General features: G+C 72.1%; 23 protein-coding genes. 14 read left to right on the top strand and 9 right to left on the bottom strand.

Annotated features, from left to right (window positions below; all coding sequences use genetic code 11):
* Genes IOD14_RS41005 through IOD14_RS41015 form a run of 3 tightly spaced genes read left to right on the top strand, consistent with a single transcriptional unit; the run spans position 1 to position 2,184 of the window.
* Entirely contained in the window at positions 1 to 408 is a 408-nt protein-coding gene (locus IOD14_RS41005; RefSeq protein ID WP_123989960.1) for a Zn-ribbon domain-containing OB-fold protein, read from the top strand.
* Complete coding sequence (locus tag IOD14_RS41010; RefSeq protein WP_212672915.1) at positions 393 to 1,178, top strand: enoyl-CoA hydratase/isomerase family protein; 786 nt, start codon at positions 393 to 395, stop codon at positions 1,176 to 1,178. The genes IOD14_RS41005 and IOD14_RS41010 overlap by 16 nt, the downstream gene beginning before the upstream one ends.
* Before the next feature lie 37 nt (positions 1,179 to 1,215).
* The gene (locus IOD14_RS41015; protein WP_212672916.1) at positions 1,216 to 2,184 is read left to right on the top strand and encodes an alpha/beta hydrolase; all 969 of its coding nucleotides are present in this window, start codon (positions 1,216 to 1,218) and stop codon (positions 2,182 to 2,184) included.
* A gap of 3 nt (positions 2,185 to 2,187) precedes the next feature.
* Here IOD14_RS41015 and IOD14_RS41020 read toward each other — a convergent pair whose 3' ends face one another.
* The 3 genes from IOD14_RS41020 to IOD14_RS41030 form a co-directional block, all read right to left on the bottom strand.
* Complete coding sequence (locus IOD14_RS41020; RefSeq protein WP_249126194.1) at positions 2,188 to 2,628, bottom strand: hypothetical protein; 441 nt, start codon at positions 2,626 to 2,628, stop codon at positions 2,188 to 2,190.
* A 73-nt stretch (positions 2,629 to 2,701) separates the two neighbouring features.
* Complete coding sequence (locus IOD14_RS41025; RefSeq protein WP_212672918.1) at positions 2,702 to 5,053, bottom strand: serine/threonine-protein kinase; 2,352 nt, start codon at positions 5,051 to 5,053, stop codon at positions 2,702 to 2,704.
* 171 nt (positions 5,054 to 5,224) lie between these two features.
* Positions 5,225 to 5,968 (bottom strand): VOC family protein, encoded by a 744-nt coding sequence (locus tag IOD14_RS41030; RefSeq protein ID WP_212672919.1) that lies wholly within the window; start codon positions 5,966 to 5,968, stop codon positions 5,225 to 5,227.
* A 135-nt stretch (positions 5,969 to 6,103) separates the two neighbouring features.
* Here IOD14_RS41030 and IOD14_RS41035 point away from each other — a divergent pair, with 135 nt between their 5' ends.
* Positions 6,104 to 6,739 (top strand): TetR family transcriptional regulator, encoded by a 636-nt coding sequence (locus IOD14_RS41035; RefSeq protein WP_123992705.1) that lies wholly within the window; start codon positions 6,104 to 6,106, stop codon positions 6,737 to 6,739.
* A gap of 72 nt (positions 6,740 to 6,811) precedes the next feature.
* On the opposite strand, the gene IOD14_RS41040 is transcribed toward IOD14_RS41035, so the two are convergent.
* Together IOD14_RS41040 and IOD14_RS41045 are read right to left on the bottom strand one after the other, a co-directional pair.
* Positions 6,812 to 7,282 carry a nitroreductase/quinone reductase family protein gene (locus tag IOD14_RS41040; RefSeq protein WP_212672920.1) on the bottom strand — a complete coding sequence of 157 codons (471 nt, stop codon included), beginning with the start codon at positions 7,280 to 7,282 and terminating at the stop codon, positions 6,812 to 6,814.
* Positions 7,279 to 8,511 (bottom strand): acyl-CoA dehydrogenase family protein, encoded by a 1,233-nt coding sequence (locus IOD14_RS41045; RefSeq protein WP_212672921.1) that lies wholly within the window; start codon positions 8,509 to 8,511, stop codon positions 7,279 to 7,281. Before IOD14_RS41045 ends, IOD14_RS41040 begins: the two co-directional genes overlap by 4 nt.
* 81 nt (positions 8,512 to 8,592) lie before the next feature.
* On the opposite strand from IOD14_RS41045, the gene IOD14_RS41050 reads away from it, so the two are divergent.
* The 5 genes from IOD14_RS41050 (at position 8,593) to IOD14_RS41070 (ending at position 15,927) form a co-directional block, all read left to right on the top strand.
* Positions 8,593 to 9,762 (top strand): acetyl-CoA acetyltransferase, encoded by a 1,170-nt coding sequence (locus IOD14_RS41050; RefSeq protein ID WP_212672922.1) that lies wholly within the window; start codon positions 8,593 to 8,595, stop codon positions 9,760 to 9,762.
* A 195-nt stretch (positions 9,763 to 9,957) separates the two neighbouring features.
* Positions 9,958 to 13,635, top strand: a complete 3,678-nt coding sequence (locus IOD14_RS41055) for a S8 family serine peptidase (RefSeq protein ID WP_212672923.1) — start codon at positions 9,958 to 9,960, stop codon at positions 13,633 to 13,635.
* A gap of 84 nt (positions 13,636 to 13,719) precedes the next feature.
* Complete coding sequence (locus tag IOD14_RS41060) at positions 13,720 to 14,721, top strand: helix-turn-helix transcriptional regulator (RefSeq protein WP_212672924.1); 1,002 nt, start codon at positions 13,720 to 13,722, stop codon at positions 14,719 to 14,721.
* A gap of 111 nt (positions 14,722 to 14,832) precedes the next feature.
* A complete protein-coding gene (locus IOD14_RS41065; RefSeq protein ID WP_123989971.1) occupies positions 14,833 to 15,258 on the top strand; it encodes a pyridoxamine 5'-phosphate oxidase family protein in 426 nt (141 codons plus the stop codon).
* A gap of 3 nt (positions 15,259 to 15,261) precedes the next feature.
* Entirely contained in the window at positions 15,262 to 15,927 is a 666-nt protein-coding gene (locus IOD14_RS41070) for a pyridoxal 5'-phosphate synthase (RefSeq protein WP_212672925.1), read from the top strand.
* On the opposite strand, the gene IOD14_RS41075 is transcribed toward IOD14_RS41070, so the two are convergent.
* From IOD14_RS41075 to IOD14_RS41090, 4 genes are read right to left on the bottom strand one after another with little or no spacing between them, the layout of a single operon-like run.
* Positions 15,906 to 16,778: a GNAT family N-acetyltransferase gene (locus IOD14_RS41075; RefSeq protein ID WP_212672926.1), complete on the bottom strand. Its 873-nt coding sequence runs from the start codon at positions 16,776 to 16,778 to the stop codon at positions 15,906 to 15,908. The genes IOD14_RS41070 and IOD14_RS41075 overlap by 22 nt on opposite strands.
* Before the next feature lie 39 nt (positions 16,779 to 16,817).
* Positions 16,818 to 17,414 carry a GNAT family N-acetyltransferase gene (locus tag IOD14_RS41080; protein WP_212672927.1) on the bottom strand — a complete coding sequence of 199 codons (597 nt, stop codon included), beginning with the start codon at positions 17,412 to 17,414 and terminating at the stop codon, positions 16,818 to 16,820.
* Positions 17,415 to 17,422: 8 nt separating this feature from the next.
* The gene (locus IOD14_RS41085; protein ID WP_123989975.1) at positions 17,423 to 17,830 is read right to left on the bottom strand and encodes a Zn-ribbon domain-containing OB-fold protein; all 408 of its coding nucleotides are present in this window, start codon (positions 17,828 to 17,830) and stop codon (positions 17,423 to 17,425) included.
* Positions 17,830 to 18,276 (bottom strand): DoxX family membrane protein, encoded by a 447-nt coding sequence (locus tag IOD14_RS41090; protein ID WP_212672928.1) that lies wholly within the window; start codon positions 18,274 to 18,276, stop codon positions 17,830 to 17,832. The genes IOD14_RS41085 and IOD14_RS41090 overlap by 1 nt, the downstream gene beginning before the upstream one ends.
* Before the next feature lie 192 nt (positions 18,277 to 18,468).
* Between IOD14_RS41090 and IOD14_RS41095 the strand changes: the two genes are divergently transcribed.
* The 5 genes from IOD14_RS41095 to IOD14_RS41115 all read left to right on the top strand — a co-directional run bounded on the left by IOD14_RS41095 (position 18,469) and on the right by IOD14_RS41115 (position 26,269).
* Positions 18,469 to 20,061, top strand: a complete 1,593-nt coding sequence (locus IOD14_RS41095; protein WP_212673506.1) for a subtype B tannase — start codon at positions 18,469 to 18,471, stop codon at positions 20,059 to 20,061.
* A gap of 223 nt (positions 20,062 to 20,284) precedes the next feature.
* Positions 20,285 to 21,490, top strand: a complete 1,206-nt coding sequence (locus IOD14_RS41100) for an NAD(P)/FAD-dependent oxidoreductase (protein WP_212672929.1) — start codon at positions 20,285 to 20,287, stop codon at positions 21,488 to 21,490.
* Between the two features lie 148 nt (positions 21,491 to 21,638).
* Positions 21,639 to 23,156 carry an FAD-dependent oxidoreductase gene (locus tag IOD14_RS41105; RefSeq protein ID WP_212672930.1) on the top strand — a complete coding sequence of 506 codons (1,518 nt, stop codon included), beginning with the start codon at positions 21,639 to 21,641 and terminating at the stop codon, positions 23,154 to 23,156.
* Between the two features lie 105 nt (positions 23,157 to 23,261).
* The gene (locus IOD14_RS41110) at positions 23,262 to 25,487 is read left to right on the top strand and encodes an acetate--CoA ligase family protein (protein WP_212672931.1); all 2,226 of its coding nucleotides are present in this window, start codon (positions 23,262 to 23,264) and stop codon (positions 25,485 to 25,487) included.
* On the top strand, positions 25,478 to 26,269 hold the full coding sequence (locus IOD14_RS41115; protein WP_123989980.1) for an enoyl-CoA hydratase-related protein: 792 nt from the start codon (positions 25,478 to 25,480) through the stop codon (positions 26,267 to 26,269). The genes IOD14_RS41110 and IOD14_RS41115 overlap by 10 nt, the downstream gene beginning before the upstream one ends.
* Positions 26,270 to 26,272: the final 3 nt, after the last annotated feature.

The raw sequence follows: 26,272 nt of genomic DNA on the forward strand, positions 1-26,272 counted from the left end.
ATGCTCGAACCGGTGAAGGACGCCACGGGCGCCCCCTTCTGGCAGTACGCGGCCCGGGGCGAACTGCGCGTCCAGGCCTGCGCCGACTGCGGCGAACTCCGCTTCCCGCCCCGACCCTGCTGCCCGCACTGCCAGTCCTTCGGGTCCGAGTGGCGCCCGGTCTCCGGGCGCGGCCGGGTCTGGTCCTACGTCGTCCCCCACCCGCCCCTCCTGCCCGACTACGCGGCGCAGGCGCCGTACAACGTGATCGTGGTCGAGCTGGAGGAGGCCCCGCGGATACGGCTGGTCGGGAACCTGGTCGGCGCGGCCGGGGCGCGGCTCGACTCGTTCGATCCGGGCCGGATCCGGATCGGTGCCCGGGTGCACGTGGTGTTCTCCGACGGGCTGCCGCAGTGGGTGCTGTCGTGACCGGGCTGCGGGTCGCCGCCGACAAGGACACCGGCGTCGCGGTCGTCACCCTCGACCGGCCGCACCGGCTCAACGCCATCGACCTCGCCCTGCGGGACGAACTCGTGTCGGCCTGGCGGGAGTTGCGGTTCGACGACACCGTACGGGCCGTGGTGCTGACCGGGGCCGGGGAGCGGGCCTTCTGCACCGGCCTGGACCGGGACACGGACGTACCGCAGCCCGACTCCCCCTACATGGCGGACGATCCGCTGCTGCACGTGGGGCCGAAGTCCTGCAACCTCTGGAAGCCGGTCATCGCGGCGGTGAACGGGATGGCCTGCGGGGGTGCCTTCTATCTCCTCGGCGAGAGCGACTTCCTCGTCGCCGACCCGGCCGCGACCTTCTTCGACCCGCACACCACGTACGGCATGGTCAGCGCCTACGAGTCGGTGCTCATGGCACAGCTCATGCCGCACGGCGAGGCCGCCCGGACGGCACTCATGGGGACGGCGGAACGGCTCTCCGCCGAGCGCGCCCACGCCATCGGGCTGGTCACCGAACTCACCGGGCCCGGCGGGGCGTTGACGGCCGCGACCGCCGCCGCGTCGGTCATCGCCGGGTATCCGGCACAAGGGGTGCAGGGCACGGTGCGCGCGCTCTGGGCGGCCAAGGAGGCGGCCGTGCAGCGGGGGTTCGCGCAGGCACCCCACCTCGTCGCGCTCGGGAATCTCCCCCCGGAGCGGCAGACGGAACTGTTCCGTTCACGCCGGCCCGAGTTCCGATTGCGTTAGCAATGTAGGTGCCCTATACAGGCGTATGCTCACCCCCATGGTTGAACATCGCATGGTCGACGTGAACGGCATACGGCTGCACATCGCGGAGGAGGGCGAGGGGCCGCTCGTCGTGCTGCTGCACGGTTTCCCGGAGTCCTGGCACTCCTGGCGCCACCAGTTCGGCCCGCTGGCCGCCGCCGGGTTCCGGGCGGTCGCGCCGGACCAGCGCGGATACGGCGCCGGCGACCACCCCGAGGACGTGTCGGCGTACAGCATCCTCCACCTGGTCGGGGACGTCGTCGGGCTGGTCCACGCGCTGGGCGAGGAGACGGCGTTCGTCGTCGGGCACGACTGGGGAGCGCCGGTCGCCTGGCACACCGCGCTGTTCCGGCCCGATGTGGTGCGCGGGGTCGCCGGGCTGAGCGTGCCGCCGCCGTTCCGGGGCGAGCGGCCCCCGCTCGTGACCATGCGCGAACGGTTCGACGGCCACTTCTACTGGAACTACTTCGAGCGGCCCGGGGTCGCCGACGCCGAGTTCGGCGCGGACCCCCGCTCCGCCCTGCGCAGGCTGCTGGTCGGCGCCTCGGGCGACGGCGAGGGCGGCGGGCGCTACGAGCAGGCTCTGGTGACCGACCCGGACCGCGGCTGGCTCGCCGACATGCCCGACCCCGAGGTGCTCCCCGCCTGGCTCACCGAGGCCGACCTCGACGAGCTCGCCGGAAGCTACGCCAAGGGGTTCACCGGCGCCCTCAACTGGTACCGCAACCTGGACCGCAACTGGGAACTGACGGCGCCCTGGCACGGCGCGCGGGTCACCCCGCCCGCGCTCTACGTGTACGGCGACCGCGACCTGGTCCCGGCGTTCCCGGGCACCCCGGAACTCATCGAGGCGCTCCCGCGGCTGATGCCCAACCTGGTCCGCGACCCGGTCCTCCTGCCGGGCTGCGGCCACTGGACCCAGCAGGAACGGCCGGACGAGGTGAACGCGGCGCTGGTGGAGTTCCTGACGGGGCTGCGGGGCTGACGGTCAGTTCGTCACGTCGGCTTCCGGTGCGACCCGGCAGTGGTCGAGCTTCGCCAGGACGGCGGCGCCCGCCTTCACCTGGAGGTTCGCCGTGCCTTTCGCGGGCACCGTGATCTGCCTGGTCTGCGAGCTCAGCGCCGTGCCGGACGCGTCGTCGAAGGCGAACTCGACCTCGAAGGCGGCCTGGCGGCTGTTCGGGTTGGTGACCTCGACCGTCGCGTACGGGGTCGCCTTCGTCGCACAGCTCACCAGCACCGCTGTGCCGTCCCGGAGCGCCGAGGCGCGGCGGGTGCCGGTGGTGCGGGACGGCGTGTAGCTGTCGTGGTCCTGGCTGGAGCTGCTGCACCCCCCGCCGCCGTCACTGTCCCTGTGGCTGCTCTTGTGCCGCCCGCTGCTCTTGTGGCCGCTGGAGAAGCCCGTCAGCGCGAGCACCACCGTCGCCATGACCGCAGTGAATCTGAGAACACGCCCCCGTGAATGCATGCGATCACTCTAATGGGCGGCACCGACACCCGGCTCAGGTGGCCCGGGCCGTCCCCGTCCCCTTCTCCGCGTCCAGGGCGTACACGCACCGGTCCTTGCTGCACGCGTACACGACCCCGTCCCTGACCACCGGTGAGCCGGTGATCTCCCCGCCGGTCGCGAGCTTCCACCGCAGACGGCCGTCGTCGGCCTTCAGGGTGTAGAGCAGATGGTCGGTGGACCCGAAGTGGATACGGCCCTCGGCGACCGCCGGCGCCCCCACGATGTCGCCGCCCGCCTGGAACCGCCACTTGGGCGTGCCGGTGACGGCGTCCAGCGTGTACAGGCCCTTGCCGCTGCCCACGTGCACATGGCCCCCGGCCACCAGCACCGGCTCGACCGAGGCCCGGGCCTCGGTGGCGATGCGCCAGCGGTCGCGGCCGTCGGTCGCGTCGAGGGCGTACACCGTGCCGAGGTAGTCGGCGAGGTACACCCCGCCGCCGGTCACGGCCGCGCCCGGCACGAAGGTCGGCGGGCACAGGAAGACCGCGGGAGCCTCGAAGTGCCAGCGCACCCGTCCGCTCGCCACGTCCAGGGCCATGACGCGCGTCCCGGCCGAGATGTACACGAACCCGTCGTGGGCCTGGGCCACCCGGACCGGCACCCCGCCGCAGGAGGCCGCGTCACCGATGGGGAACGCCCAGCGCTCCTCGCCGGTGCGGGCGTCCAGGGCGCGCAGGCGGCCCTCCTGCCAGACGTAGACGGTGCCCTCGTGGAGCGCGGGGCCCGCCTCCGGGGACTCGAAGTCGGTCTGGCAGCCGGCGATCTCCCAGAGCTTCTGCCCGTTGGAGGCCTCCCACGCCTGGACGCCGCCGCCGCGCGTGCCGGTGATGACGGTGCCGCGCTCGGCCTTGAGGGAGTACACCCAGGCGTCGGTGTTCAGCCGCCACTGGTCGGCGCCCTCGCGGGCGTCGAGGGCGAAGAGGGTGGGGCCGTCGGAGGCGTGGATACGGCCGTCCGCGACCGCCATCGACCAGGCCACGTCCCGTGTCTTGAAGCGGCGGCGACCGGTGCCGACGTCCAGGGCGTGCACCTCGAAGGAGGTCACGTAGACGAGGTCCCCGGCGACGGCCGGGGTGCCCCACACGTCGTTGGACATGCGGAAACGCCAGGGGCGCCAGCCGGTCGCGGTCTCCGGCGGCGCGGGCGGGGGCGCCGGTACGGCAGGGCCCACGGCGGCGTCGGTGCCGTTGACACCGGGACGCGGCCGGGACCAGGAGGCGACCAGGCCGGCCTCGGGCGGGGGCGCCTTCACGGCGGCGGCCCGGGCGTCGGCGACGCGCGGTCCGGGCCCGATGGGCACCTGCGCGCCGGCGAGGCGCACGGGGCCGGTGTCGGGGGCGCCGACGGGCGCGGGGGCGGGCGGCGCCGGATCGTAGGAGGGCGGCGGCGGTACGGCGGCGGGGCGGCCCCCGCCGCTGCGGGCACCGCCGGTCTGGGTGGGCGCCGGGCGTCCGCCGCGCCGCGTCTCGATGAGGGCCACGGCCTTCTCGGGCAGCCACGCCGAGGCCGTACCGCTGTCGTCGGAGCCGGAGCCGAAGAGGTGGGGTGCCAGCTGGGCCTGGAGGTCGGCCGGGTTGGGGCGGGCGGTGGCCTCCATCTGCATGCAGGACTCGATGAGCGGCCGCAGCTCGTCCGGGAGGCCTTCGAGGTCGGGGCCCTCGCGGAGCAGCATGAACACCGTCTCGACCGGGTTGGCGCCGTGGAAGGGCGGGTGGCCGGTGGCGGCGAAGACCAGCATGGAGCCGAGCGAGAAGACGTCGCTGGCGCCGGTGACGCTGCGGGAGTCCTTCGCCTGCTCGGGGGACATGTAGGCGGGGGTCCCGACGGCGACGTTGGTCATCGTCAAACGGGTGTTCGAGACCCCGGACGCGATGCCGAAGTCGATCACCCGGGGGCCGTCCTCCACGACGAGGACGTTGGAGGGCTTGAGGTCGCGGTGGACGAGACCGGCGCCATGGATGGACTGCAGGGCCTCCGCGACACCCGCCGCGAACCAGCGCACCGCCTGGGCCGGGAGCGGCCCGCACTCGTTCACTATCTCCTCGAGGGAGGGCGCGGGGACGTACGCGGTGGCCAGCCACGGCACGGCCGCGCGCGGGTCTGCGTCGACCACGGCCGCCGTGTAGAAGCCGGAGACCGCCCGGGCCGCCTCCACCTCGCGGGTGAAGCGGACGCGGAAGAGCTGGTCCTCGGCGAGCTCCGTGCGGACCGTCTTGATCGCCACCCGCCGGCCCGACGCCGAGCGCGCGAGATAGACCAGCCCCATGCCGCCGGCACCCAGCCGCCCCAGTACCTCGAACGGCCCGATCCTGCGCGGATCGTGCTGCGTCAGCTGATCCACCACTCTGCCTGCCACCTCCCCGTACAAGCCGCGCCACCCACATATGTACGCGACCCCGTGCAGCGTCTCACCACCGCACCGCCATGGCGGCACGCGACCCTGATTCTTCCTGGCCGGAGGCCTGGTGGCGAACCCGGGGTCAAATGGGGTGTCTCACATCAAAGCAGGCACCTTCTACCGCCCGGGCCGCTCCATGATGGCGAACGACGCCCCTTGATTGTCGGTGACGACGGCCACTTTTCCGTACGACGTCTCGAATGGCGGCGCCTGGACCCGTCCGCCGAGCCGGCCGACCGTCCCGAGCGCCTCCTCACAGTCCTCGACACCGAAGTGCACGAGGAAGTGGGGCGGCATCTCGGCGGGGAAGACGTTGGCGACCGGGGCACGGCCGAAGTCGGGGTGGGCACCGGGGCCGAACAGGGCCTCGTGGAAGAGTCCGCCGTAGAAGGTGTTGGCGGCCTCGGTGTCCCGGGCGTACAGCTCCGCCCAGGTGAAGGCGCCGGGCTCGTGCCGGACCCCGAAGCCCTGGTGGCTGCCGGGCTCCCACAGGGCGAAGACGGCCCCCTCCGGGTCGGTGACCAGCGCGGAGACGCCCAGGTCGCCCACCGGCACGGGCGCGGTGACGACCTGTCCGCCGGCCGCCCAGATCCGGTCCGCGAGGCCCTCGATGTCCGGGGTGGAGAAGTACACCGTCCACACGGTGGGCATCCGCCCGTCCGTCTTGTGGGCGAGGGCGGCGACGGGGCGGCCCTTGTGGTGGGCCCACACGGAACCGCCGTGGGCGTCCTTGAACGTCCACCCGAAGAGCTCACCGTAGAACCGCTTCCCGGCGGCCACGTCGGGCAGCTGCGCGTCCACCCAGCAGGGGACGCCCTCGCCGTATCCCGTTCCGTCTGCGGATGCCCTGTTTTCGGCCATACCGTCAAAGTAACGGCGACGCACGCACCCCGCAGGACCAGGCACACCCGCCTCCCGGACCCCGTGCACCCCATTTGCAGTCGGCCGAATCGCGCTCCGATCACCCCTCGGTAAGCTGACGGCATGACAGGACAAGTGCGTACCGTCGACGGCCGTGTGGCCGGTCGGCGTGGGCAGGCGACCCGGCAGAAGCTGCTCGACTGCCTCAGCGAGATGCTCAGCTCCTCCCCTTACCGGGACGTCAAAGTCATCGATGTCGCCCGGAAGGCGGGCACTTCACCCGCGACCTTCTACCAGTACTTCCCCGACGTCGAGGGCGCCGTACTGGAGATCGCCGAGCAAATGGCCACCGAGGGCGGCCAGTTGACACAGTTGCTCGACGGCCGGTCGTGGGTCGGCAAGGCGGGCTGGCAGACCGCGCAGGAACTCGTGGACGGTTTCCTGGAGTTCTGGCGCAGGAACGACGCCATCCTGCGCGTGGTCGACCTCGGGGCCGCCGAGGGCGACAAGCGCTTCTACAAGATCCGCATGAAGATCCTCAATTCGGTGAACAACTCCCTCGCGGACGCGGTCGCCGAGCTCCAGTCCAAGGGCAGGGTCGACAAGGACGTCAACCCGGCGGCGGTGGCCGGTTCGCTGGTCGCGATGCTCGCGGCGGTGGCCTCGCACCAGAAGGGCTTCCAGACCTGGGGCGTCAAACAGGCCGAACTCAAGCCGAATCTGGCGCTGTTGGTGCACCTCGGCGTGACCGGCAAGAAGCCGACGAAGTAACGGCCCGGTTCGAGTCCTGTCTGACGGGCGGCTGTCCACACCGGTGGGCGGCCGCCCGTCGTGCGTCCGGGATCACCTCCGGGCGATCCTGAAGAGCCGGATCTCCCGCTCCACCCGCGCCTGATAGGTGGCGTACGGCGGCCAGAACGCCAGCGCGGTCTTCCAGACGGCCGCCCGCTCCTCCCCCGTCAGCAGGGTCGCCGTGACCGGGATGTCCGCGCCCTTCCAGCTGACCTCGGCCTCGGGATGGGCGAGGAGGTTGGCGGTCCAGGCGGGATGACCGTCGCGGCCGAAGTTGGAGCCGATGAGGATCCAGGTACGGCCCTCCTCCTCGGGCATGCAGGCGAGCGGGGTCCGCCGGGCCAGCCCGCTCCGCGCACCCGTCGAGGTGAGCACCACCCCCGGCAGCATCTGCGCGCTGAGCAGGACCTTCCCCCGGGTGAGCCGGTGCACGGCCCGGTCCAGGGCCGGGATCACATGGGGCGCCACCTTGGCGAAGCCGCGCGTGGACGACACCTTCTGGACCACTCTCGCGCCGATCACACCGACACCTCCGTCCGTGAGAAGAGCCGCGCGGTGTCGGCGGCGTGTGCCCGCAGCCGGTGCGTCGGCCCGAAGAGCAGATCATCTCCGGCGGCCCGTTTGAAGTACAGCTGCGCCTGGTGCTCCCAGGTGAACCCGATGCCCCCGTGCAGCTGGATCGCCTCGGCGGCGGCGGTGCGCAGGGCCTCGAGGGCCTGGGCGAGGGCCAGCCCGCCGACCCGCTGCTCCTCGCCGGCGGCGGCCCAGGCGGCGAAGTAGGCCGCGGAGCGCGCCGCCTGGAGCTGGACGTACACATCGGCGAGCCGGTGCTTGACGGCCTGGAAGGACCCGATCGGCCGCCCGAACTGCTCCCGCTGCTTGACGTACTCGACGGTCGTCTCGAGCGCGCGGTCGGCGGCCCCGACGGCCTCACAGGCCAGGACGGCGGCGGCGGTGTCCCCCACGCGGGCGAGGGCCCCGGGAACGGCGTCCCCGTCGTCGCCGAGCAGTTCGGCCTCCACGTCCCGGAGTTGGACACGGGCCTGGGGGCGAGTGGCGTCGAGGGCGGTCTGCCGGGTGCGCACCAGCCCGGGGGCGTCACCGGGGACGAGGAAGAGCAGGGTGCGGGAGCGGGCGAAGCCTCCGGCATGCGCGGCGACGAGGAGGAGCCCGGCGCTGTGCCCGTCGAGCACCTGGTCGACCTGGCCGTAGAGCCGCCAGCCGGGGACGGAGGGCCGTCCCGCGGACCCGGGGCCCGGATCGGCGACCCTGTCGGCCGCGGTGATGCGGCGGGCCTGGACGCCGCCCGCGCGGCCTCCGCCGGCCCACTCGCCGGTGTTGTCGGCGGTCAGTCCCAGCGCCGCGCCCGGCGGTGCCGCCAAGGTCGCGGTCAAGGTGCCCGAGGCGATCCGGGGCAGCAGGTCCGCGCGCTGCGTGTCCGTGCCGAGGGCCAGCACCAGTGGGGCCGCCAGTACCGCCGTGCCCAGCAGCGGCGAGCCCGCCAGTACCCGGCCGGTCTCCTCGCAGGCCAGCGCCAGTTCGGTGACCGAGCACCCGACACCGCCGTACGCCTCGGGAAGCGCGAGCCCCGGCAGGCCCAGCTGTTCGGCGAGGGCCGTCCACAGTGCCGGGTCGTGGCCCGCCGGGGTGTCGACCGCGCTCCGCAGGGCCTCGGGTCCGCACCGCCTCCGCAGCAGTTCCCGCAACGCGCTTCGGATCTCGTCCTGTTCGGCGGTGAAGCGAGCGTCCATGGCTCTTCCTCTTCCCTCCCGATCTGACGGTCCGTCATATTAGGAGCGCCCGCACCAGATGCCCAGAGGCAGGAGCCCTTCATGCCCCCAGGGAGCCGGAAAGTCGCGATCACCGGCGTGGCCCTGGCCGACTGCGGCCGCGTGGACGGCACGACCCCCTACGCCCTGCACGCCCAGGCCGCCCGCCGCGCCCTCGCCGACGCGGGCCTGGACCGTGAACTGGTCGACGGCCTGGCCTCGGCCGGCACCGGCACCCTCGCCCCCGCCGAGATCGCCGAGTACCTGGGCCTGCGCCCCACCTGGGTCGACTCGACCTCGGTGGGCGGCTCCACCTGGGAGGTCATGGCGGCCCACGCGGCCGACGCGATCGCCGCCGGACACGCGAACGCCGTCCTGCTGGTCTACGGCTCCACGGCCCGCGCCGACATCAAGGAGGGCCGCCGCACCGGAACCCTCTCCTTCGGCGCCCGCGGCCCGCTCCAGTTCGAGGTGCCCTACGGCCACACCCTGATCGCCAAGTACGCGATGGCGGCCCGCCGCCACATGATCGAACACGGCACGACCATCGAGCAGCTGGCGGAGATCGCGGTGCAGGCGCGGGCCAACGCGGCGCTCAACCCGGAGGCGATGTTCCGGGACCCGATCACGGTCGACGACGTCCTGTCCGGACCGATGATCGCGGACCCCTTCACCAAGCTGCACTGCTGTCTGCGCTCCGACGGGGGCGCGGCGGTGCTGCTGGTGGCCGAGGAGTACGCACGGGACTGCCGCACCGCTCCCGTCTGGGTGCTCGGCACCGGGGAGTTCGTCTCGCACGTCAGCATGTCCGAGTGGCCCGACTTCACGGTCTCCCCGGCGGCGGTGAGCGGACGGCTGGCCTTCGAGCGGGCGGGGGTGCGCCCCGAGGAGATCGAACTCGCCGAGATCTACGACGCGTTCACCTACATGACACTGGTGACGCTGGAGGACCTCGGCTTCTGCGCCAAGGGCGAGGGCGGCTCCTTCGTGGAGAAGGGGCGGCTCAGGGTCGAGGGCGGGGACCTGCCGGTGAACACGGACGGCGGCGGACTGTCCGCCCAGCACCCCGGCATGCGGGGGCTGTTCCTGCTGGTGGAGGCCGTACGGCAGCTGCGCGGCGAGGCGGGGGCCCGGCAGGTGCGGCGCCGGGACGGCTCGGCGCCGGGGCTGGCGGTGGCGTCCGGGACGGGGGGCTGGTTCTGCTCGTCGGGGACGGTGGTGCTGGGCAGTTAGGGTCCGTCATCGAGGGACTCCCACGTTTGCCGGCAAGGTCCACGTGGACCGCCAACTGCCGTGGCCGAAGGGGGCATTGGCACTCCTCGGCCACAGGAATCCCTTGAGCCGGTTTCGGCGCAGCGCCCACTCTGATCACTGGCTTCCGCTCACCAGGCCGGAAGCGTCGTCAGTGTTCAGGGGAGGACGCCACCCATGCGAAGACACCACGCCTTCTGGGCCGTGGCAGGAGCGGCCGGACTGCTCGCGGGCGTGATCACGCCCGCCGCGGCCGGTCCCGGATCGCAGGTCACCGCACCGGAATCCACTCCCGTGCGGAGCGGCACCGGGACCGGTGCGACGAGTACGCAGACCGTCACCCTCATCACCGGTGACACCGTGTCCCTCAGCACCGGACCGGACGGCAAGCAGGCCGTCGACGTCCGGCGCGGCAAGGGCCGCGAGGCCGCCACCTTCCTGTCCAGCGAGAAGGACGGCGAGGTCAGTGTCCTGCCGTCGGACGCGATCCCGCTCGTGAACGCGGGCCGTCTCGACCCGGCCCTCTTCAACGTCACCCAGCTGGTGAAGCAGGGGTACGCCGACACGAGGACCGGCGACACCCCGGTGATCGCGACGTACACGAAGGGCAGCGCGACCCCCGAGGGCGCGCGCCGGACGCTCGCGCTGCCCACGATCGACGGCGCCGCGCTGAGCGCGAAGAAGTCGCCCGCCTTCTGGGCCGACATCGCCCCCGCGCTCGGCACCGAGCCCACGGCGAAGGCCGCGAAGACGCTCGGCGAGGGGATCGACAAGATCTGGCTCGACGGCAAGGTCGAGGCGTCCCTCGACGTCAGCGTGCCGCAGATCGGCGCGCCCGAGGTGTGGAAGTCGGGCTACGACGGCAAGGGCGTCAAGGTCGCCGTCCTGGACACGGGCGTGGACGCCGGTCATCCGGATCTCGCCGGGAGGATCGCCGGGTCGACGAGCTTCGTGCCGGGCCAGGCGGTGCAGGACGGCCACGGTCACGGCACCCATGTGGCGTCCACGATCGTCGGCTCGGGCGCGGCCTCGGACGGCAGGCGCAAGGGTGTGGCGCCGGGCGCGGAGCTGCTGGTCGGCAAGGTGCTGGGCAACGACGGCCGCGGCCAGGACTCCTGGATCATCGCGGGCATGGAGTGGGCCGCGCACTCCGGCGCGAAGATCGTGTCGATGTCGTTGGGCGGTGACGCGTCCGGCCCCTCGGACGTGCTGAGCGAGACCGTCGACGAGCTGTCCGCGTCCACCGGCACCCTCTTCGTGATCGCGGCGGGCAACTCCGGCCCGACCGAGCAGACCATCGGCACTCCGGGCATCGCCGACTCGGCGCTGACGGTCGGCGCGGTCGACAAGTCCGACAAGCTGGCCTCGTTCTCCAGCCGGGGCCCCCGTATCGGCGACTACGCGGTCAAGCCGGAGATCACCGCACCGGGCGCGGCCATCACCGCGGCCCGCGCGGCCGGCACCACCATGGGCACGCCGGTCGACGACTACTACACGACGTCGAACGGTACGTCGATGGCGACCCCGCATGTCGCGGGCGCCGCCGCGCTGGTCGCGCAGGCCCATCCGGACTGGACGGGACAGCAGATCAAGCAGGCGCTGGCGACCACCGCGAGGACGAACACCGTCAACTCCGTGTTCGAGCAGGGCGACGGCCGGGTCGACGCGGTACGGGCCGTCGACCAGGGCGTGTTCGCGACACCGACGCTGAGTTTCGGCACGTACGAGGAGAGCGACGCCGAAGCCGACAGCAAGGACGTCACCTACACCAACACCACCGACAAGGCGGTGGAGTTGAAGGTTGCCTCGTCCCTGCCCGGTGCCGCCCTGAACGCGGACACCGTGACCGTCCCGGCGAAGGGCACCGCCACCGTGGGGGTGACGGTCGACCCCGCCGAGGAGGCGACGGGCCGGTACACGGGCCACATCACCGCGAGCGCCGACGGCGTCCGGGTCACCACCGCCATCGGCTTCGAGAAGCTGGCCAAGACCTACGATCTGAAGGTGTCGCTGGTGGGCCGGGACGGCAAGCCGTCCACCTCGGCGTCGATCTTCATGCTCTCGGAACTGAACGGCGCGTATCCGGACGTCCACGGGTTCCTCGGCAGCGGCTACACGTTCAAGGTGCCGGCCGGCACGTACAACATGGCGTCGTGGATCTCCCAGCGGGACGCGGCCGGACTGGAGGTCAACACCTCCATCGTCGGCGATCCGGAGGTCAGGGTCGACAGGAACACCGAGGTCGTCCTCGACGCCCGCAAGGCGGTCGAGATCAAGCCGAGGACCAAGGAGGACTCCGAGTTCCAGGGCTTCAGCACCAGTTGGCACCGGGAGGGCCCGGGCAGCGCATGGGGGCTGACCTACAGCCAGGGCTGGTGGACCGACCACGTCTACGTGGCGCCCACCGAGAAGGTCACCCAGGGCATGTTCGAGTTCTCCCCGAAGTTCCGTCTGTACGCCAAGGAGCTGACGGCGAGCGTCATCAGCCCCGAGAAGTACGCGCTGCCCCTCGACTACGCGCAGACGGACACCGGTTTCCCGGTGCGGATCAGCGGTGACCGCACGGTCCGGGCGGTGGACGCGGGCAGCGGCGCCACGGCCGACTTCGACGGTCTCGACGTCAAGGGCAAGGTGGCGGTCGTCCGGGTGGGCGCCGGAAAGACGGCGGACGAGGCGCTGGCCAACGCGACCGCGGCCGGGGCCGGTTACGTCCTCGCCTACCACGAGACGCCCGGCTACTGGATCTCCTGGGTGAAGAGCGCGTCCATCCCGTTGATGACCGCGACCGGCGAGGACGGCGCGAAGCTCGGCGCCCTGCTCAAGAGCGGGAAGAAGGTCCAGCTGAAGCTGACGGGCACCGCGGTCAGCCCGTACGTGTACTCCGTGATGTTCCCGCAGCCGGGCGCCGTCTCGGCCGACCAGACGTACGACCTGAACAGCTCCAACACCGTGAGGCAGACGGTCCGCTACCACGGGGACCGGGCCGGCCGGATCGGCAAGGACTCCGTGTACCGGTACCGTCCCTGGCAGAGCGCCGACATCGAGACCAGCAACAACGTGCAACTCGGCACGGAGCGCACCGAGTACTACAACGTCTCCGACAGCCGGATCTGGCACGCCGTCCATCCCGACGCGAACGCGACCAAGCCCCAGTGGGATTCCGTGCAGACCTTTGACAAGGCCGGCAAGGTGCCCTCCGAGGACTGGCTGCGCCAGATCGTGCGCCCGGCGACCAGTGAGCAGTACGGCCTCTCCCAGCGCACCGGCGACAAACTGACCCTCGCGATACCGGAGTTGAGCGACTCCACGCCGGGGCACTTCGGGTCGGTGGACAACGCCCAGGACACCGCGAAGGGCAAGCTGTACGCGGACGGACAGCTGGTCGGCGACACCAAACTGGGCGGACTCGGCACCTTCGACGTCCCGGCGGCGAAGGCCTCCTACCGCCTCGTGCTCGACGCACGGCGCACGGCCGGCTGGGGCGCGTACTCCTCCGGCACCCATACCGAATGGTCCTTCGCCTCGGCACACACGGACCAGCGGACGGCGCTGCCGCTGCTCTCGGTCGACTACGGCGTGGCCGGGCTCGACCTCCTCAACCGCGCCGACCGCAAGCACACGTCGCAGCTCCGGGTCTCCGTACGAGACCAGTCGGGCAGCGTCAAGGCCGGTGCCCTGAAGGCGTGGGTCTCCTACGACGACGGCACGTCCTGGAAGGCGGTGAAGGTGAAACACGGCGAGCTGCAGCTCAAGCACCCGAAGGGCGCCCGGTTCGTGTCGCTGCGCGTGCAGGCAGCCGACAGGAGCGGCAACGGGGTCGATCAGACCGTGCTGCGGGCGTTCGGACTGAAGTAGCGGTGCCGACGGGGACGGCTCGAAGCCGACGCGCCGGAGGTCAGTACAAACAGCCTTAACAAAGGTCGCCTACCGTGCCGAGCCATGGTGAACACGGCGTACGACACGGCAGGGCAGACCCCCGCCGCGAGCCCCTGGGCCGCGGTGGGGGTCTCCGCGTTCGACGAGGTGCTGTACCAGGCCATCCTCAACCAGCCCGACGCCGGCGCGGCCGGCTGGGCGCTGCTGACCGGCGCCTCCCCGGGCCTGGTCCGCGAGGCCTGCAACCGGCTGCTCACGCTCGGGCTGCTGCAACCACCGGACTCCATGGGCGGGTTACGCGCCGTCGACCCCCGGGTGGCGATCCGCGCGCTGATCAGGCGGCGCGAGACGGAGTCCGAGCTGCTGGCCGCGACCGCCGAGGAGATGGCGACCGCGTACGAGGCGGGGCTGCTGCGCGAGGAGCCGTCCCGGCTGGTCGAGGTGGCCTCCGGCGAGGGCGCCATCGCGGCCCGCCTGGAGGAGATGTACGCGCGCGCGGAGCACGAGGTGTGCCTTTTCGACACACCGCCGTATCTCGCCCCGGCCGGTCCACAGGTGGACCTCCAGGCCGATCTCCTCAGCCGCGGGATCGTCTCTCGTGGGATCTACTCGGCGACCGGCCTGGAGGATCCGAAGACCCTGTCCCGCGCCTTCAAGATGGTCGAACTCGGCGAGCAGGCGCGGGTGTTGCCGTCCGTGCCGCTCAAGCTGCTGGTGGTCGACGGATGCCGGGCGTTGCTGCCGCTGACCGCCTCCTCGGCCGGCGGCTACTGTGCCGTCGTGGTGTGGCACTCGGCGGTGACCGAGGCCCTGCAGAAGCTCTTCGAACTGGCCTGGCAGCAGGCTGCGCCGCTGGGCCAGGCGGTCGACGACGGTGAGCTCTCCGAGAGCGAGCGGACCTTGACCCGGCTGCTGGCGGCTGGAATGAAGGACGAGGCGGTGGCCCGCCATCTGGGGGTGAGTCTGCGGACCCTGCGGCGGCGGGTGAGCGAGCTCCAGGAGCGGCTGGGTGCGGCGAGCAGATTCCAGCTGGGGATGCGGGCCTCCCAACGGGGCTGGGTGTAGCGGCGCTCGACCAGGGACGCGAGGAGGAGGACCACGGCCGCGCCAACTGCCTTACCCGACAAGCGATTCACCGCATCTCCTCCGTCCGGCCGCCGAAGTACCCTGCACTGTATGGCCCTGACTCGCGAACAACGTGAACAGTTCCTGGCCGAGCCGCATGTCGCCGCGCTGGCGGTCGACGCGGGAGCGGGGCGCGCCCCGCTCGCCGTGCCGATCTGGTACCAGTACGCACCGGGCGGCGACCTGTGGATCCTGACCGGCGCCGGGTCCCGCAAGCACCGGCTCATCGAGGCGGCCGGCCGCTTCTCCCTGCTGGTGGAACGCGTCGAACCCACCATCCGGTACGTGTCCGTCGAGGGCCCCGTCCTCGACACCGTCCCGGGCACCCTGGCCCACCTCCAGGAGATCTCCGCCCGGTACCTGCCGGCCGAGAAGGTCGAGGGGTACGTCAAGTTCGCCTCCGAGAACCACGGCGAATCAGTGATCATCCGGATGCGGCCCGAAAGGTGGGTGACCTCCGACCTCGGTACCGTCTGAGGCATGGCAACGGATCTTCACGAGCTGCTCAGATCGCTGCGGGTGTGGGACCCGCAGGTCACCTCCCTGCCCTCCTTCGACCCCTCCGCGGCTCCCGCGACCCCGCTGGAGCTGTTCACCGCCTGGTTCGCGGAGGCGGTGGCGGCCGGGCAGACCGAGCCGCACACCATGTCCCTCGCGACGGCGGACGCGGAGGGCCGGCCGGACGTCCGCACCGTGATGCTGCACGGCGCGGACGAGGAGGGCTGGGCCTTCGCGAGCCACTCCCACAGCCGCAAGGGCGCCCACCTGGCCGAACGGCCGTACGCCGCCCTCGGTTTCTACTGGCCGGTGCTGGGCCGGCAGGTGCGGGTGAAGGGACCGGTGACCGCCGCGCCCTCCGGGGAGGGGCAGGCCGATCTGCACGCCCGCTCGACCGGCGCGCTGGCCGCAGCGCTCACCGGCCGGCAGAGCGAGGTGCTGGGATCCCTCGACGAGTTGGCGCGGGCGTCCGAGGCGGCCTGGGAGCGGGCGCAGCGGGAACCCGGCGCGCCCGTCCCGTCCTGGACGCTGTACCGCCTGCTTCCGGACGAGGTGGAGTTCTTCCAGGGCGACGAGCGCAGACGTCACGTACGGCTCACCTACCGCCGCACGGAAGGCGGTTGGGCTCAGGAGCTGCTCTGGCCCTGAAAGTCGTACACCGCGAAGTCCGCCACCGGCCGGTAACCGATGCGCTGGTAGAGGCCGTTGCTGGTGGAGTTGGCCAGGTCGGTGAAGAGCAGCACCTCGTCGGCGCCCCGCTGCCGGGCGAGCCTGCTGACCTCGGCGGTGGCGGCACCGGCATACCCGCGGCCGCGCAGCGGGGCCGGGGTGTAGACGGGCGCCACCCGGATCTGGCCGGCGATCTGCGGGGTGAGGCCGGCCATGGAGACGGGGCTGCCGTCGGGGGCCTCCCAGAGGGTGACGCCGCCGTAGGCGAGGCGGGCGTCGGCCCAGGACTCGGCGCGCACGCCGTCGCTCTCGCCGATGTCCCTGCTGAACTCGGCGAACCAGCGCACCAGAAGCTCCCGGTCGCCCTCCTCGGCGATCCGCGCCCGCCCCTCGGGCGCGGGCCGCGGGACGGTGAGCGTGTCGAGCCGGTACAGCCGCTGCCGCTGGTACGGCACGGCTGTAGCCCCGGTGTGCCGCCGCCAGGCCTCGGCGAACTCGGCGGCGGTCCCGGCCTCGGCACTGACCCCGGGCAGGGTCCGGCCCAGGGCCGCCAGATGGGCGGCGAGGGAGTCGGCCCGCGCGGGGGTCAGGGGTGTGAGATACAGCCGGTACGGCGGGGTCCGGAAGCAGGCCCCGCGCACGCTCCCGTCCTCCTCCAGCAGCCCGAAGAAGGGGGCCTCGTCGCCGTACGCGTGGAGCCCGCGGGTGCGCAGGCCCTCGGTCACGGTGAGCAGGACGGTGTGCAGGTCCGGCCGGGAGTGCAGGAAGTCCCCGGCGCGGGCGAGGAACGCGTCGAGGTCGTCGGTGGAGTGCCAGGCTGTGGGAGGCATGCCTCATGATCCTGCGCGGGCGCGCCGGGCGCCCGCGAATTATGCCGGTTCCGGATCGGTCGCCAGTCGCGCGTGCAGGTGCAGGTCGCGGAAGGTGTCGTGGCGGCCGGCCTCGAACATCGCGCCGCGCAGTGTGCCCTCGTAGCGGAAGCCGCAGCGTTCGGCGACGGTGCAGGAGGCGCCGTGGCCGAGGGCGTGGCCCAGTTCCAGTCGGTGCAGGCCGAGTTCGGTGAGGGCCCAGTGGGCGGCGAGGCCGAGCGCGCGGGTGGCGACGCCCCGGCCGCGGGCCTCGGGGAGCACCCAGTAGCCGACGCGGGCGGTGCGGAAGACGTGGTCGATCATGTTGACGCCGACGTGCCCGAGCGTCGTACCGGTCGACTCGTCCGTGATCCGGTACGACGCGCTCGTGCCCTGTGCCGCCTGGTCGGCCTTGCGTCGCATGGCGGCACGGGCGCCGTCGAGGTCGTGGATCAGGGTGAGGGGGGTGTTCCAGCGCCCGAACTCGGGGTCCAGGAAGGCGCGCAGCCAGTCCCGCACCTGGGCGTCGGAGTCCGCGTCCCAGGCGCACAGGCGCAGGCCGTGGCCGTGCAGCGGGGTGAAGGGGCGGGCGAGGTGCTGGTCGTCGACGTCGGTCATCCGCCCATTCAAACCGCCCCGGACGTCCCGTGCGGCCTGAATTTCGGCACCCCGTCCGGGAAGACGGCCTCCAGGTCCAGCCCGGCCCGCAGGTCCTCGTGCGCGCAGTCCACGATCTCCGTCATCATCCGGGGCCCCTCGGCGAGGTCGACGACGGCGGCGACGTACGGGGTGCGGTCCTTGAAGGGCGGCAGGTCGTTGCGGTGGACGACGGACCAGGTGTGGAGCGTGGCCCGGCCGGTCGCGGCGGACCAGGAGACGTCCTCGCTCCAGCAGCGCGGGCAGAACTCCCGCGGGTAGTGGTGGACTCGGCCGCAGGTTCCGCAGTGCCTGAGCAGCAGGACGCCCCGCGCCGCCGCGTCCCAGTAGGTCCGCGTGAAGGCGTCCGCCTCCGGCAGGTCGTACCGCGCGCCCATCAGAACCAGCCCAGCGCGGCGTCCAGCGACCAGGTCTGCCAGGACATCGCGAACAGGGCCACGACCGAGATGAGGGCCATCATCGAGTTCTGCCCCTGCTCGGCCCAGTCGTGGATCATCAGGGTGAAGTAGAGGACGTTCAGGAGCAGGCCGCCGACGAGGGCGAGCGGGGTCAGGAAGCCGAGGATCAGGCCCGCGCCGAGGGCGAGTTCGGCGTACGCGACGACGTACGCCATCGTCCTGGGGCGGGGCGCGACCACCACGTCGAAGCCGCTGCGGACCGGGGTCCAGCGGTGCTTGGCGGCGATGTCCGCGGCCCAGGTGATGCCGCCGCCCTCGAACCACGTGCTCTTGTCCTTGTGCCGCCAGCTCTCCAGCCACCACAACCCGAGGCCTATGCGCAGGACGGCGAGCCATTCGGCTCCGGTGAGCCAGATCGTGTCCATGAAATCTGACGGTACGTCAGATCACCGGTTCCGGGAAGCCTGTACGCCGGCCGTGAAGCTGTGCATCCTCCATGAATGACCACGGATTGTTGGCAATTTTGTCTGCACTCTGGCTACGTTCGCAGACGTCAGCAGAAACCGCCGAGGGAGCGAACCGTGAAGCACAGGTCAGTCAAGCGCAGGAGCGTCGTCATGGGGATCGGCGCGACGGCGGGTGCCGTGGCGGCAGGAGGCCTCGCCCTCAGCGCCAACGCGTCGACCGGCAGCACCTCGACGTCCACGGACGACGACCTCGTCTTCGATCCGGACGCCTGGACGAAGCTGACGACGACCGTCACCGACACGCAGGGCGCCGAGCACTCGGTCACCTACCACTTCTGGAAGGCCGTCACCTACGTCTCCAAGCCGGTCGACGCGACCTACCAGTCCCTGATCGTCAGCGCCCCGGTCGAGATCGACGGCACCGCGGTCGACGCGAGCAACGCCCCGATCCTGCTCGCCAACTCGATCGGCGGCTACATGCCGTCCTCCGTGGCGGACGCCACCGGCGTCGGTGCCGGAGGCATGGGCGGCGGCATGGGCAGCGGTGCCCCCACCGGCAGCGCCGCGCCGAGCGCCTCGGCCGCCCCCGGCGCCAACGAGAACACCAACGCCAACGGCGGGGCCACCAGCAGCAACCAGCTCCTCGCCCTGGCCGCCGGGTACGTCGTGATCGAGCCCGGCGCCCGCGGCCGTACCCTCAAGAACTCCGCCGGCGAGTACTACGGCACCGCCCCCGCCGCGATCGTCGACCTCAAGGCGGCCGTGCGCTACGTCAAGGCCAACAAGGGCCGCATCCCCGGCGACGTCGAGCGGATCGTCTCCGCCGGCACCAGCGCGGGCGGCGCCCTGTCCGCGCTGCTCGGCGCCTCCGGCGACAGCCCCGTCTACGACAAGGACCTCGCGGCGATCGGAGCCGCCGACGCCTCCGACGCGATCTTCGCGGTCGGCGCCTGGTGCCCGATCACCGACCTCGAGCACGCCGACGGCGCCTACGAGTGGAACTGGGGCACCAACGTCACCGCGTCCACCGGCAAGACCGTCGACCAGACGGTGTCGAAGGAACTCCGGTCCCAGTTCGCCGAGTACCAGGCGAGGCTGAAGCTGCGGGGCCTGAACCGCTTCGGCACGCTGACCGCCCGCAACTACGACGAGTACCTGGTCAAGCAGTACCTGGAGCCCTCCGCGACGACCTACCTGGCCGCTCTGTCGGACTCCGACCGTGAGACCTACCTCGCCGCGAACACCTTCATCACCTGGTCCGGCGGCCGGGCGAGCTTCACCTGGGACGGCTTCCTCACCCACGTCGGCGCCCGCAAGAAGACCGCCCCGGCCTTCGACGCCTTCGACCTGTCCGCCGGCGAGAACAACCTGTTCGGCGCGGGCACCACGGCGAACCGCCACTTCACCGCGTACGGCGCGAAGAACGACAGCACAGGGCTGTCCACCAAGCGCGTCGCGAGCGACATCCCCGCCAAGCTCGACCGGATGAACCCGATGTACCACCTGGTGGAGAAGGTCAACGGCAGCCGCTCCAAGCACTGGTGGATCCGCCTCGGCACCAACGACACCGACACCTCGCACGTCGTCTCCGCCAACCTCGCGGCCGCCGCCGCGGGCCTCGGCGACGAGGTCAACCACCTCTACTACTGGGACCAGGGCCACGGCGCCAACACCGACCCCGGCGACTTCATCACCTGGATCGCCAAGGTGACCGGCCACAAGAAGGCCAAGAAGGCCAAGTAGCACCCACGCCCGCGGCCCGGTTTCCCGTCGACTTCCGGCCGCCGCACGCCACGGCGCCGGCTCCGCACCCGCGGAGCCGGCGCCGTGGCCTTTTCCGTACCCGCACAACCAGGTGACCTACGCCACAGGCCCCACCCACCCCTCCTACAGGCGTGATCGATCCGCAACCAATTCCCGTCTTGACCGAGACCCATCAACGCGCTGTCTGATTACGCTCGCGCTCATGGCCGACTCCGCACCCGACCCCGCCCCCGCAGACCGCCCCGACCAGCCCGATCGACCCGTGTACGTCATCGGCGGCGGCCCGGCCGGCCTCTCCGTCGCGTACGCGCTGCGCGCGCGGGGTGTCCGCGCTGTCGTCCTGGAGAAGTCCGAGCACGTCGGCGCGTCCTGGCGGCGCCACTACGACCGACTCCACCTGCACACCACCCGCCGGCTGTCGGCCCTGCCCGGCCTGCCGATGCCGCGCCGCTTCGGCCGCTGGGTCGCCCGCGACGACGTGGTGCGCTATCTGGAGAAGTACGCCGAGTTCCACGAGCTGGAGACCGTCACCGGAGTCGAGGTCTCCCGCGTCGAACGCACCCCCGACGGCACCGGCTGGCTGCTGCACGCCACCGGCGGCCGCGAGCTGACCGGCGCCGCGGTGGTCGTCGCCACCGGCTACAACCACACCCCGCTGCTGCCGGACTGGCCGGGCCGCGAGGAGTACAAGGGCGAGCTCCGGCACGCCGGCGAGTACCGCAACCCCGAGCCGTACGCCGGCCGTGACGTGCTCGTCGTGGGCGTCGGCAACACCGGCGCCGAGATCGCCGTGGACCTGGTCGAGGGCGGCGCCGCGCGGGTCCGGCTGTCCGTGCGCACCGCCCCGCACATCGTGCGCCGCTCCACGGCCGGCTGGGCCGCCCAGTACACGGGCGTCCTCGTACGACGGCTGCCGGTCGGCCTCGTGGACCGGCTGGCCCGCCCCATGGCGAGGCTCAGCGTGCCCGACCTGTCCGCGCACGGACTGCCCCGTCCCGACACCGGGCTCTACAGCCGGGTCAAGGAGGGCGCCATCCCGGTCCAGGACGTCGGCCTCATCGATGCGATCCGCACGGGCAAGGTCGAGGTCGTGGCCGCCGTGGAGGGCTTCGAGGACGGCGAGGTGCGCCTCGCCGACGGCACCCGCATCACCCCGGACGCGGTGATCGCCGCCACGGGGTACGCCCGCTCGCTTGAGGACCTGGTCGGCCACCTCGACGTCCTGGACGCGCGCGGCGGCCCGGTCGTCAACGGCTCCCGTTGCCCCGAGAACGCCCCCGGCCTCTACTTCAGCGGTTACGTCACGCCCATCAGCGGCACCTTCCGCGAGGTGGCGATCGACGCGGAGAAGATCGCGAAGGCCGTGGAGAAGGACGGCGCGGGCAGGCTCTCGCGCCTTCCCGTCTGACGCGGAACGCCCCAACTCGCTTCACCAGCGCTCCTGTTACATGTGTGAGAGATGTGGCAGGAGCGTTGTCGTGTGCCCTCGCACGGGGCCAGAATGTGAACACTTCTCATGTTCTAGCTCCACACTCTCTCCACCACGGAGGACGCACGTGGCACGCGAAAGACAGCTCCCCTCGCTCTCCCCGCTCCCCCGGCTCTCCCGGCGCTCCCTGATCGGCGGTGCCGCCGCCGCGGCCGGGGCCGCCGCCCTCACCGGCACCGCCGCCTCCCCCGCCTCCGCTGCGACCACCCGGGACGTGGACGTCGCGATCGTCGGTGCCGGTCTCGCCGGGCTCACCGCGGCCCGTGACCTGGTCGCGGGCGGGAAGACGGTCGCCGTCCTGGAGGCCCGTGACCGCGTCGGCGGCCGGGTTCTCAACCTGCCCCTGGCCAACGGCGGGGTCACCGAGGGCGGCGGCGAGTTCATCGGCCCCACCCAGGACCGCATCAAGGCGCTCGCCGACTCGCTCGGCGTGGGCACCTTCGCCACCTACAACACCGGCAAGAACCTGCTCTACAAGGACGGCAAGAAGACCGCCTACGCCACCGACGGCATCCTCGGTTCGGTCCCGCCGATCGACGCGGCCGGACTCGCCAACGCGGCCATCGTGCAGGCCTCCCTCGACGACATGGCCAAGACGATCCCCCTCGACGCGCCCTGGACGGCCGCCAAGGCCGAGGAGTGGGACCGCCAGACCTTCGAGACCTGGCTGCGCGCCAACGCGGTGATCCCGTCGGCCAAGTTCCTCCTGGACGTGGCCTGCACGTCGATCTTCTCGGCCGAACCCCGTGAACTCTCCCTGCTGTTCGTCCTCTTCTACATCGCGGCCGCCGGCAACGAGACCACCCCCGGCACCCTGGAACGCCTCACCGAGACCGCGGGCGGCGCCCAGGAACTGCGCTTCGTCGGCGGCTCCCAGCTGGTCCCGATCAAGCTCGCCGCCACCCTGGGCGACCGCGTGGTGCTGAACGCCCCGGTGCGCACGATCGCCAAGTCCGGCTCGAAGTACGTCGTCACGGCCGACGGCGTCACCGTCACGGCCAAGCGGGTCGTCGTCGCCGTACCGCCGCCGCTCGCGGCCCGCATCACCTACGACCCGCTGCTGCCCGCCGCCCGCGATCAGCTCACCCAGCGCCTGCCGATGGCCTCGGTCGGCAAGGCGATCGCGATCTACGACACCCCCTTCTGGCGGGCCGACGGCCTCAACGGCCAGGTTGTCAGCGACACCGGCGTGATCAGCTCGACCTTCGACAACTCCCCGCCCGACGCCTCCTACGGCGCCCTGATGGGATTCATCGAGGCCGACGAGGCCCGCAAGTTCGACGCGGCGAGCGAGGCGGAGGTCAAGGCGGCCGTCCTCAAGGACTACGTGACGTACTTCGGCTCGAAAGCGGCCTCCCCCACCTCCTTCGTCCTGCAACGCTGGAACAACGAGGCCTACACCCGCGGCGGCCCCGTCTCCATCGGCGCGCCCGGAGTCCTCACGCAGTACGGCCCGGCCCTGCGCGCCCCGGTCGGCGGCATCCACTGGGCCGGGACGGAGACGTCGATCCACTGGATGGGCTTCATGGACGGAGCCGTCCGCTCCGGTGAGCGGGTGGCCAAGGAAGTGCTCTCGGTGCTGTAGTCCGCACGTCAACTTTGCGTGCACGCCCGTTCCTGACACAGCGTCAGTTCTGTAATCTGACACTGCGTCAGTTATTCACGCTGTCACACAGGAGCGGGCGGACCGATGCTTGGATCAACCCACGGCACCCTCACCACCGACTCCCGCCGGGCCCGGGTCATCGCGTGCGGCGAGCAACCCGGGCCCGCCGTCCACGGCAGGCCCGCCGAGGTCGACGATCTCGACGTAGGCGGCCGGCCACTGTATGCCGACGTCCCCGATCTGGACCGCTTCTTCCGGCCGGAGTCGGTCGCCGTGATCGGCGCCTCGGACACCGAGGGCCGCCCGAACACCGGTGTCACCCGGCAGCTGATCGACTGGGCGGGCCGGGTGGGCGCCCGGCTGCACCCGGTGCACCCGACCCGCGAGGCCGTCTTCGGCATCCCCTGTACGACGTCCGTGGCCGAGCTGCCCGAGCAGGTCGATCTCGCCGTCCTGCTGGTCGCCGACCCCCTCCCGCTGATCGCGGAACTGGCCGAGGCCAAGGTGAAGTTCGCGGTCGTCTTCGCCTCCGGGTTCGCCGAGACCGGCGAGGAGGGAGCCGAGGCGCAGGAGCGGCTCGCGGCCGCGGTGGCGGAGTCCGGGATACGGCTGCTGGGCCCCAACACCAACCTGAACGCCTTCTCCTCGTTCCGCGACGACCTCGACGGTCCCGGTATCGCCCTGATCACCCAGTCCGGCCACCAGGGCCGCCCGGTCTTCGCCCTCCAGGAACTCGGCATCCGCCTCACCCACTGGGCGCCCACCGGCAACGAGGCCGACCTGGAGACCGCCGACTTCCTCTCGTACTTCGCCGAGCGTCCCGAGGTCGGCGCCATCGCCTGCTATCTGGAGGGCCTCAAGGACGGCCGCTCCTTCCTGCTCGCCGCCGACCGGGCCGCCCGCCGCAAGGTGCCGGTGGTCGCGGTCAAGGTCGGCCGCACCGAGACCGGCGCCCGTACGGCCGCCTCCCACACCGGCAAACTCACCGGCGCGGACACCGTGGTGGACGCGGCGATGCGGCAGTACGGCGTGATCCGCGTCGACGGCCTCGACGAACTCCAGGACACCGCCGCCCTGTTGGCCCGCGCGAGGCCGCCGCAGGCCGAGGGGGTCGTCGTGTACTCGATCTCCGGCGGCACCGGCGCGCACTTCGCCGACCTGGCCACCGAGGCGGGGCTGAGCCTGCCCGCCCTGTCGGAGGCCAAGCAGGCCGAACTGCACCAGTGGATACCGGAGTTCCTGAGCGTGGCCAACCCCGTGGACAACGGCGGGCATCCGGTCGGCGACTGGCGCGGCCGGAAGATCATCGACGCGATCCTCGCCGACCCGTCGGTCGGGGTGCTGATCTGCCCGGTCACCGGCCCGTTCCCGCCCCTGAGCGACCGGCTGGTGCAGGACCTGGTGGACGCGGCCGAGCAGACCGACAAGCTGGTGTGCGTGGTGTGGGGCTCGCCGGTCGGCACCGAACCGGCCTACCGCGAGGCCCTGCTGGGCTCCTCCCGGGTGGCCACCTTCCGCACGGTCGGCAACTGCATCACCGCCGTGCGCGCCTACCTCGGCCACCACCGCTTCGTCACCGGCTACCGCTCGCCCTTCGACGAGGCCCCGCGCACCCCCTCGCCCTCCTTCCGCAAGGCACAGGCGCTGATGCGCCCGGGCCAGCAGCTGAGCGAGCACGCGGCGAAACAGCTGCTGCGGGCGTACGGGATCCGGGTGCCGCGCGAGCAGCTGGTGACGAGCGCCGCGGCGGCCGTCCGCGCGGCGGGCCTGGTGGGCTACCCGGTGGTGATGAAGGCGTCCGGCGCGAAGATCGCCCACAAGACCGAACTCGGCCTGGTGAAGATCGGCCTGACCTCCGCGAGCCAGGTCCGGGACGCGTACCGCGAGTTGACCGACATCGCCCGCTACGAGGACGTCTCCCTGGACGGTGTCCTGGTCTGCCAGATGGTCGAGCGGGGCGTCGAGATGGTCGTCGGGGCCGCGCACGACGAGCTGTTCGGGCCGACGGTGACGGTCGGTCTCGGCGGGGTCCTGGTCGAGGTGCTGCGGGACACGGCCGTACGCGTGCCGCCCTTCGGCGAGGAACAGGCCAGGGACATGCTGGAGGACCTGCGCGGACGGGCTCTGCTGGACGGGGTCAGGGGGCGGCCCCCCGCCGACCTCGACGCCCTCGTGGAAGTCGTGCTGCGCGTGCAGCGCATGGTGCTGGAGCTCGGCGACGAGCTCGCGGAGCTCGACATCAACCCGCTGATGGTGCTGCCCAGGGGGCAGGGAGCGGTGGCGCTCGACGCGTTGGTGGTGTGCCGGTGAGCGAGGTGCTGCACGCCGTCGACGGCCAGGTCGCGCATCTCACCCTCAACCGGCCCGAGGCGCTGAACGCCATCACCCCCGGCCAGCGCGAACGCCTCATCCAGCTGCTCGGCGAGGCATCCGCGGACCCCGGCGTCCGGGCCGTGGTCCTCACCGGCACCGGGCGCGGTTTCTGCGCGGGGGCGGACCTGCGGGGCGGTGCGGCGGCGGGCGAGCGGGTGGCCGGTGACGTGGCCCGTGTGATCCGTGACGGCGCGCAGCGGCTGATCGCCGCCGTCCTCGACTGCGAGAAGCCGGTGATCGCGGCGGTCAACGGCACGGCGGCGGGCCTGGGCGCCCACCTGGCCCTCGCCTGCGATCTCGTGCTGGCCGCCGAATCGGCCCGGTTCATCGAGGTGTTCGTACGCCGGGGTCTGGTCCCCGACGGCGGCGGCGCCTACCTCCTGCCGCGTCTCGTCGGCCCCCGGCGGGCCAAGGAGCTGATGTTCTTCGGCGACGCGCTGTCCGCCCCGGACGCCGAGCGGCTCGGTCTGGTCAACCGGACCGTCCCGGACGGGGAGTTGGACAAGACGGCCCGCGCATGGGCGGCCCGTCTCGCGGCCGGCCCGACCCGCGCCCTCGCGCTGACGAAGCAGCTCGTCAACGCGTCCCTCGACAGCGACCGCGCCACCGCCTTCGCCGCGGAGGCCGCCGCACAGGAGATCAACATGACGACGGCGGACGCACAGGAGGGCGTGGCGAGCTTCGTGGAGCGCCGGAGCCCGGAGTACCGGGGACGCTGAGGC

The sequence above is a fragment of the Streptomyces sp. A2-16 genome (assembly GCF_018128905.1).
In the GTDB taxonomy this organism is placed as follows: domain Bacteria; phylum Actinomycetota; class Actinomycetes; order Streptomycetales; family Streptomycetaceae; genus Streptomyces.

Coding starts and splice junctions, on each gene's coding strand:
- IOD14_RS41005 (WP_123989960.1), top strand. CDS start 1: ATGCTCGAACCGGTGAAGGACGCCACGGGCGCCCCCTTCTGGCAGTAC.
- IOD14_RS41015 (WP_212672916.1), top strand. CDS start 1,216: ATGGTTGAACATCGCATGGTCGACGTGAACGGCATACGGCTGCACATC.
- IOD14_RS41020 (WP_249126194.1), bottom strand. CDS start 2,628: ATGGCGACGGTGGTGCTCGCGCTGACGGGCTTCTCCAGCGGCCACAAG.
- IOD14_RS41030 (WP_212672919.1), bottom strand. CDS start 5,968: ATGGCCGAAAACAGGGCATCCGCAGACGGAACGGGATACGGCGAGGGC.
- IOD14_RS41045 (WP_212672921.1), bottom strand. CDS start 8,511: ATGGACGCTCGCTTCACCGCCGAACAGGACGAGATCCGAAGCGCGTTG.
- IOD14_RS41050 (WP_212672922.1), top strand. CDS start 8,593: ATGCCCCCAGGGAGCCGGAAAGTCGCGATCACCGGCGTGGCCCTGGCC.
- IOD14_RS41055 (WP_212672923.1), top strand. CDS start 9,958: ATGCGAAGACACCACGCCTTCTGGGCCGTGGCAGGAGCGGCCGGACTG.
- IOD14_RS41060 (WP_212672924.1), top strand. CDS start 13,720: ATGGTGAACACGGCGTACGACACGGCAGGGCAGACCCCCGCCGCGAGC.
- IOD14_RS41065 (WP_123989971.1), top strand. CDS start 14,833: ATGGCCCTGACTCGCGAACAACGTGAACAGTTCCTGGCCGAGCCGCAT.
- IOD14_RS41070 (WP_212672925.1), top strand. CDS start 15,262: ATGGCAACGGATCTTCACGAGCTGCTCAGATCGCTGCGGGTGTGGGAC.
- IOD14_RS41075 (WP_212672926.1), bottom strand. CDS start 16,778: ATGCCTCCCACAGCCTGGCACTCCACCGACGACCTCGACGCGTTCCTC.
- IOD14_RS41080 (WP_212672927.1), bottom strand. CDS start 17,414: ATGACCGACGTCGACGACCAGCACCTCGCCCGCCCCTTCACCCCGCTG.
- IOD14_RS41085 (WP_123989975.1), bottom strand. CDS start 17,830: ATGGGCGCGCGGTACGACCTGCCGGAGGCGGACGCCTTCACGCGGACC.
- IOD14_RS41090 (WP_212672928.1), bottom strand. CDS start 18,276: ATGGACACGATCTGGCTCACCGGAGCCGAATGGCTCGCCGTCCTGCGC.
- IOD14_RS41095 (WP_212673506.1), top strand. CDS start 18,469: ATGGGGATCGGCGCGACGGCGGGTGCCGTGGCGGCAGGAGGCCTCGCC.
- IOD14_RS41100 (WP_212672929.1), top strand. CDS start 20,285: ATGGCCGACTCCGCACCCGACCCCGCCCCCGCAGACCGCCCCGACCAG.
- IOD14_RS41110 (WP_212672931.1), top strand. CDS start 23,262: ATGCTTGGATCAACCCACGGCACCCTCACCACCGACTCCCGCCGGGCC.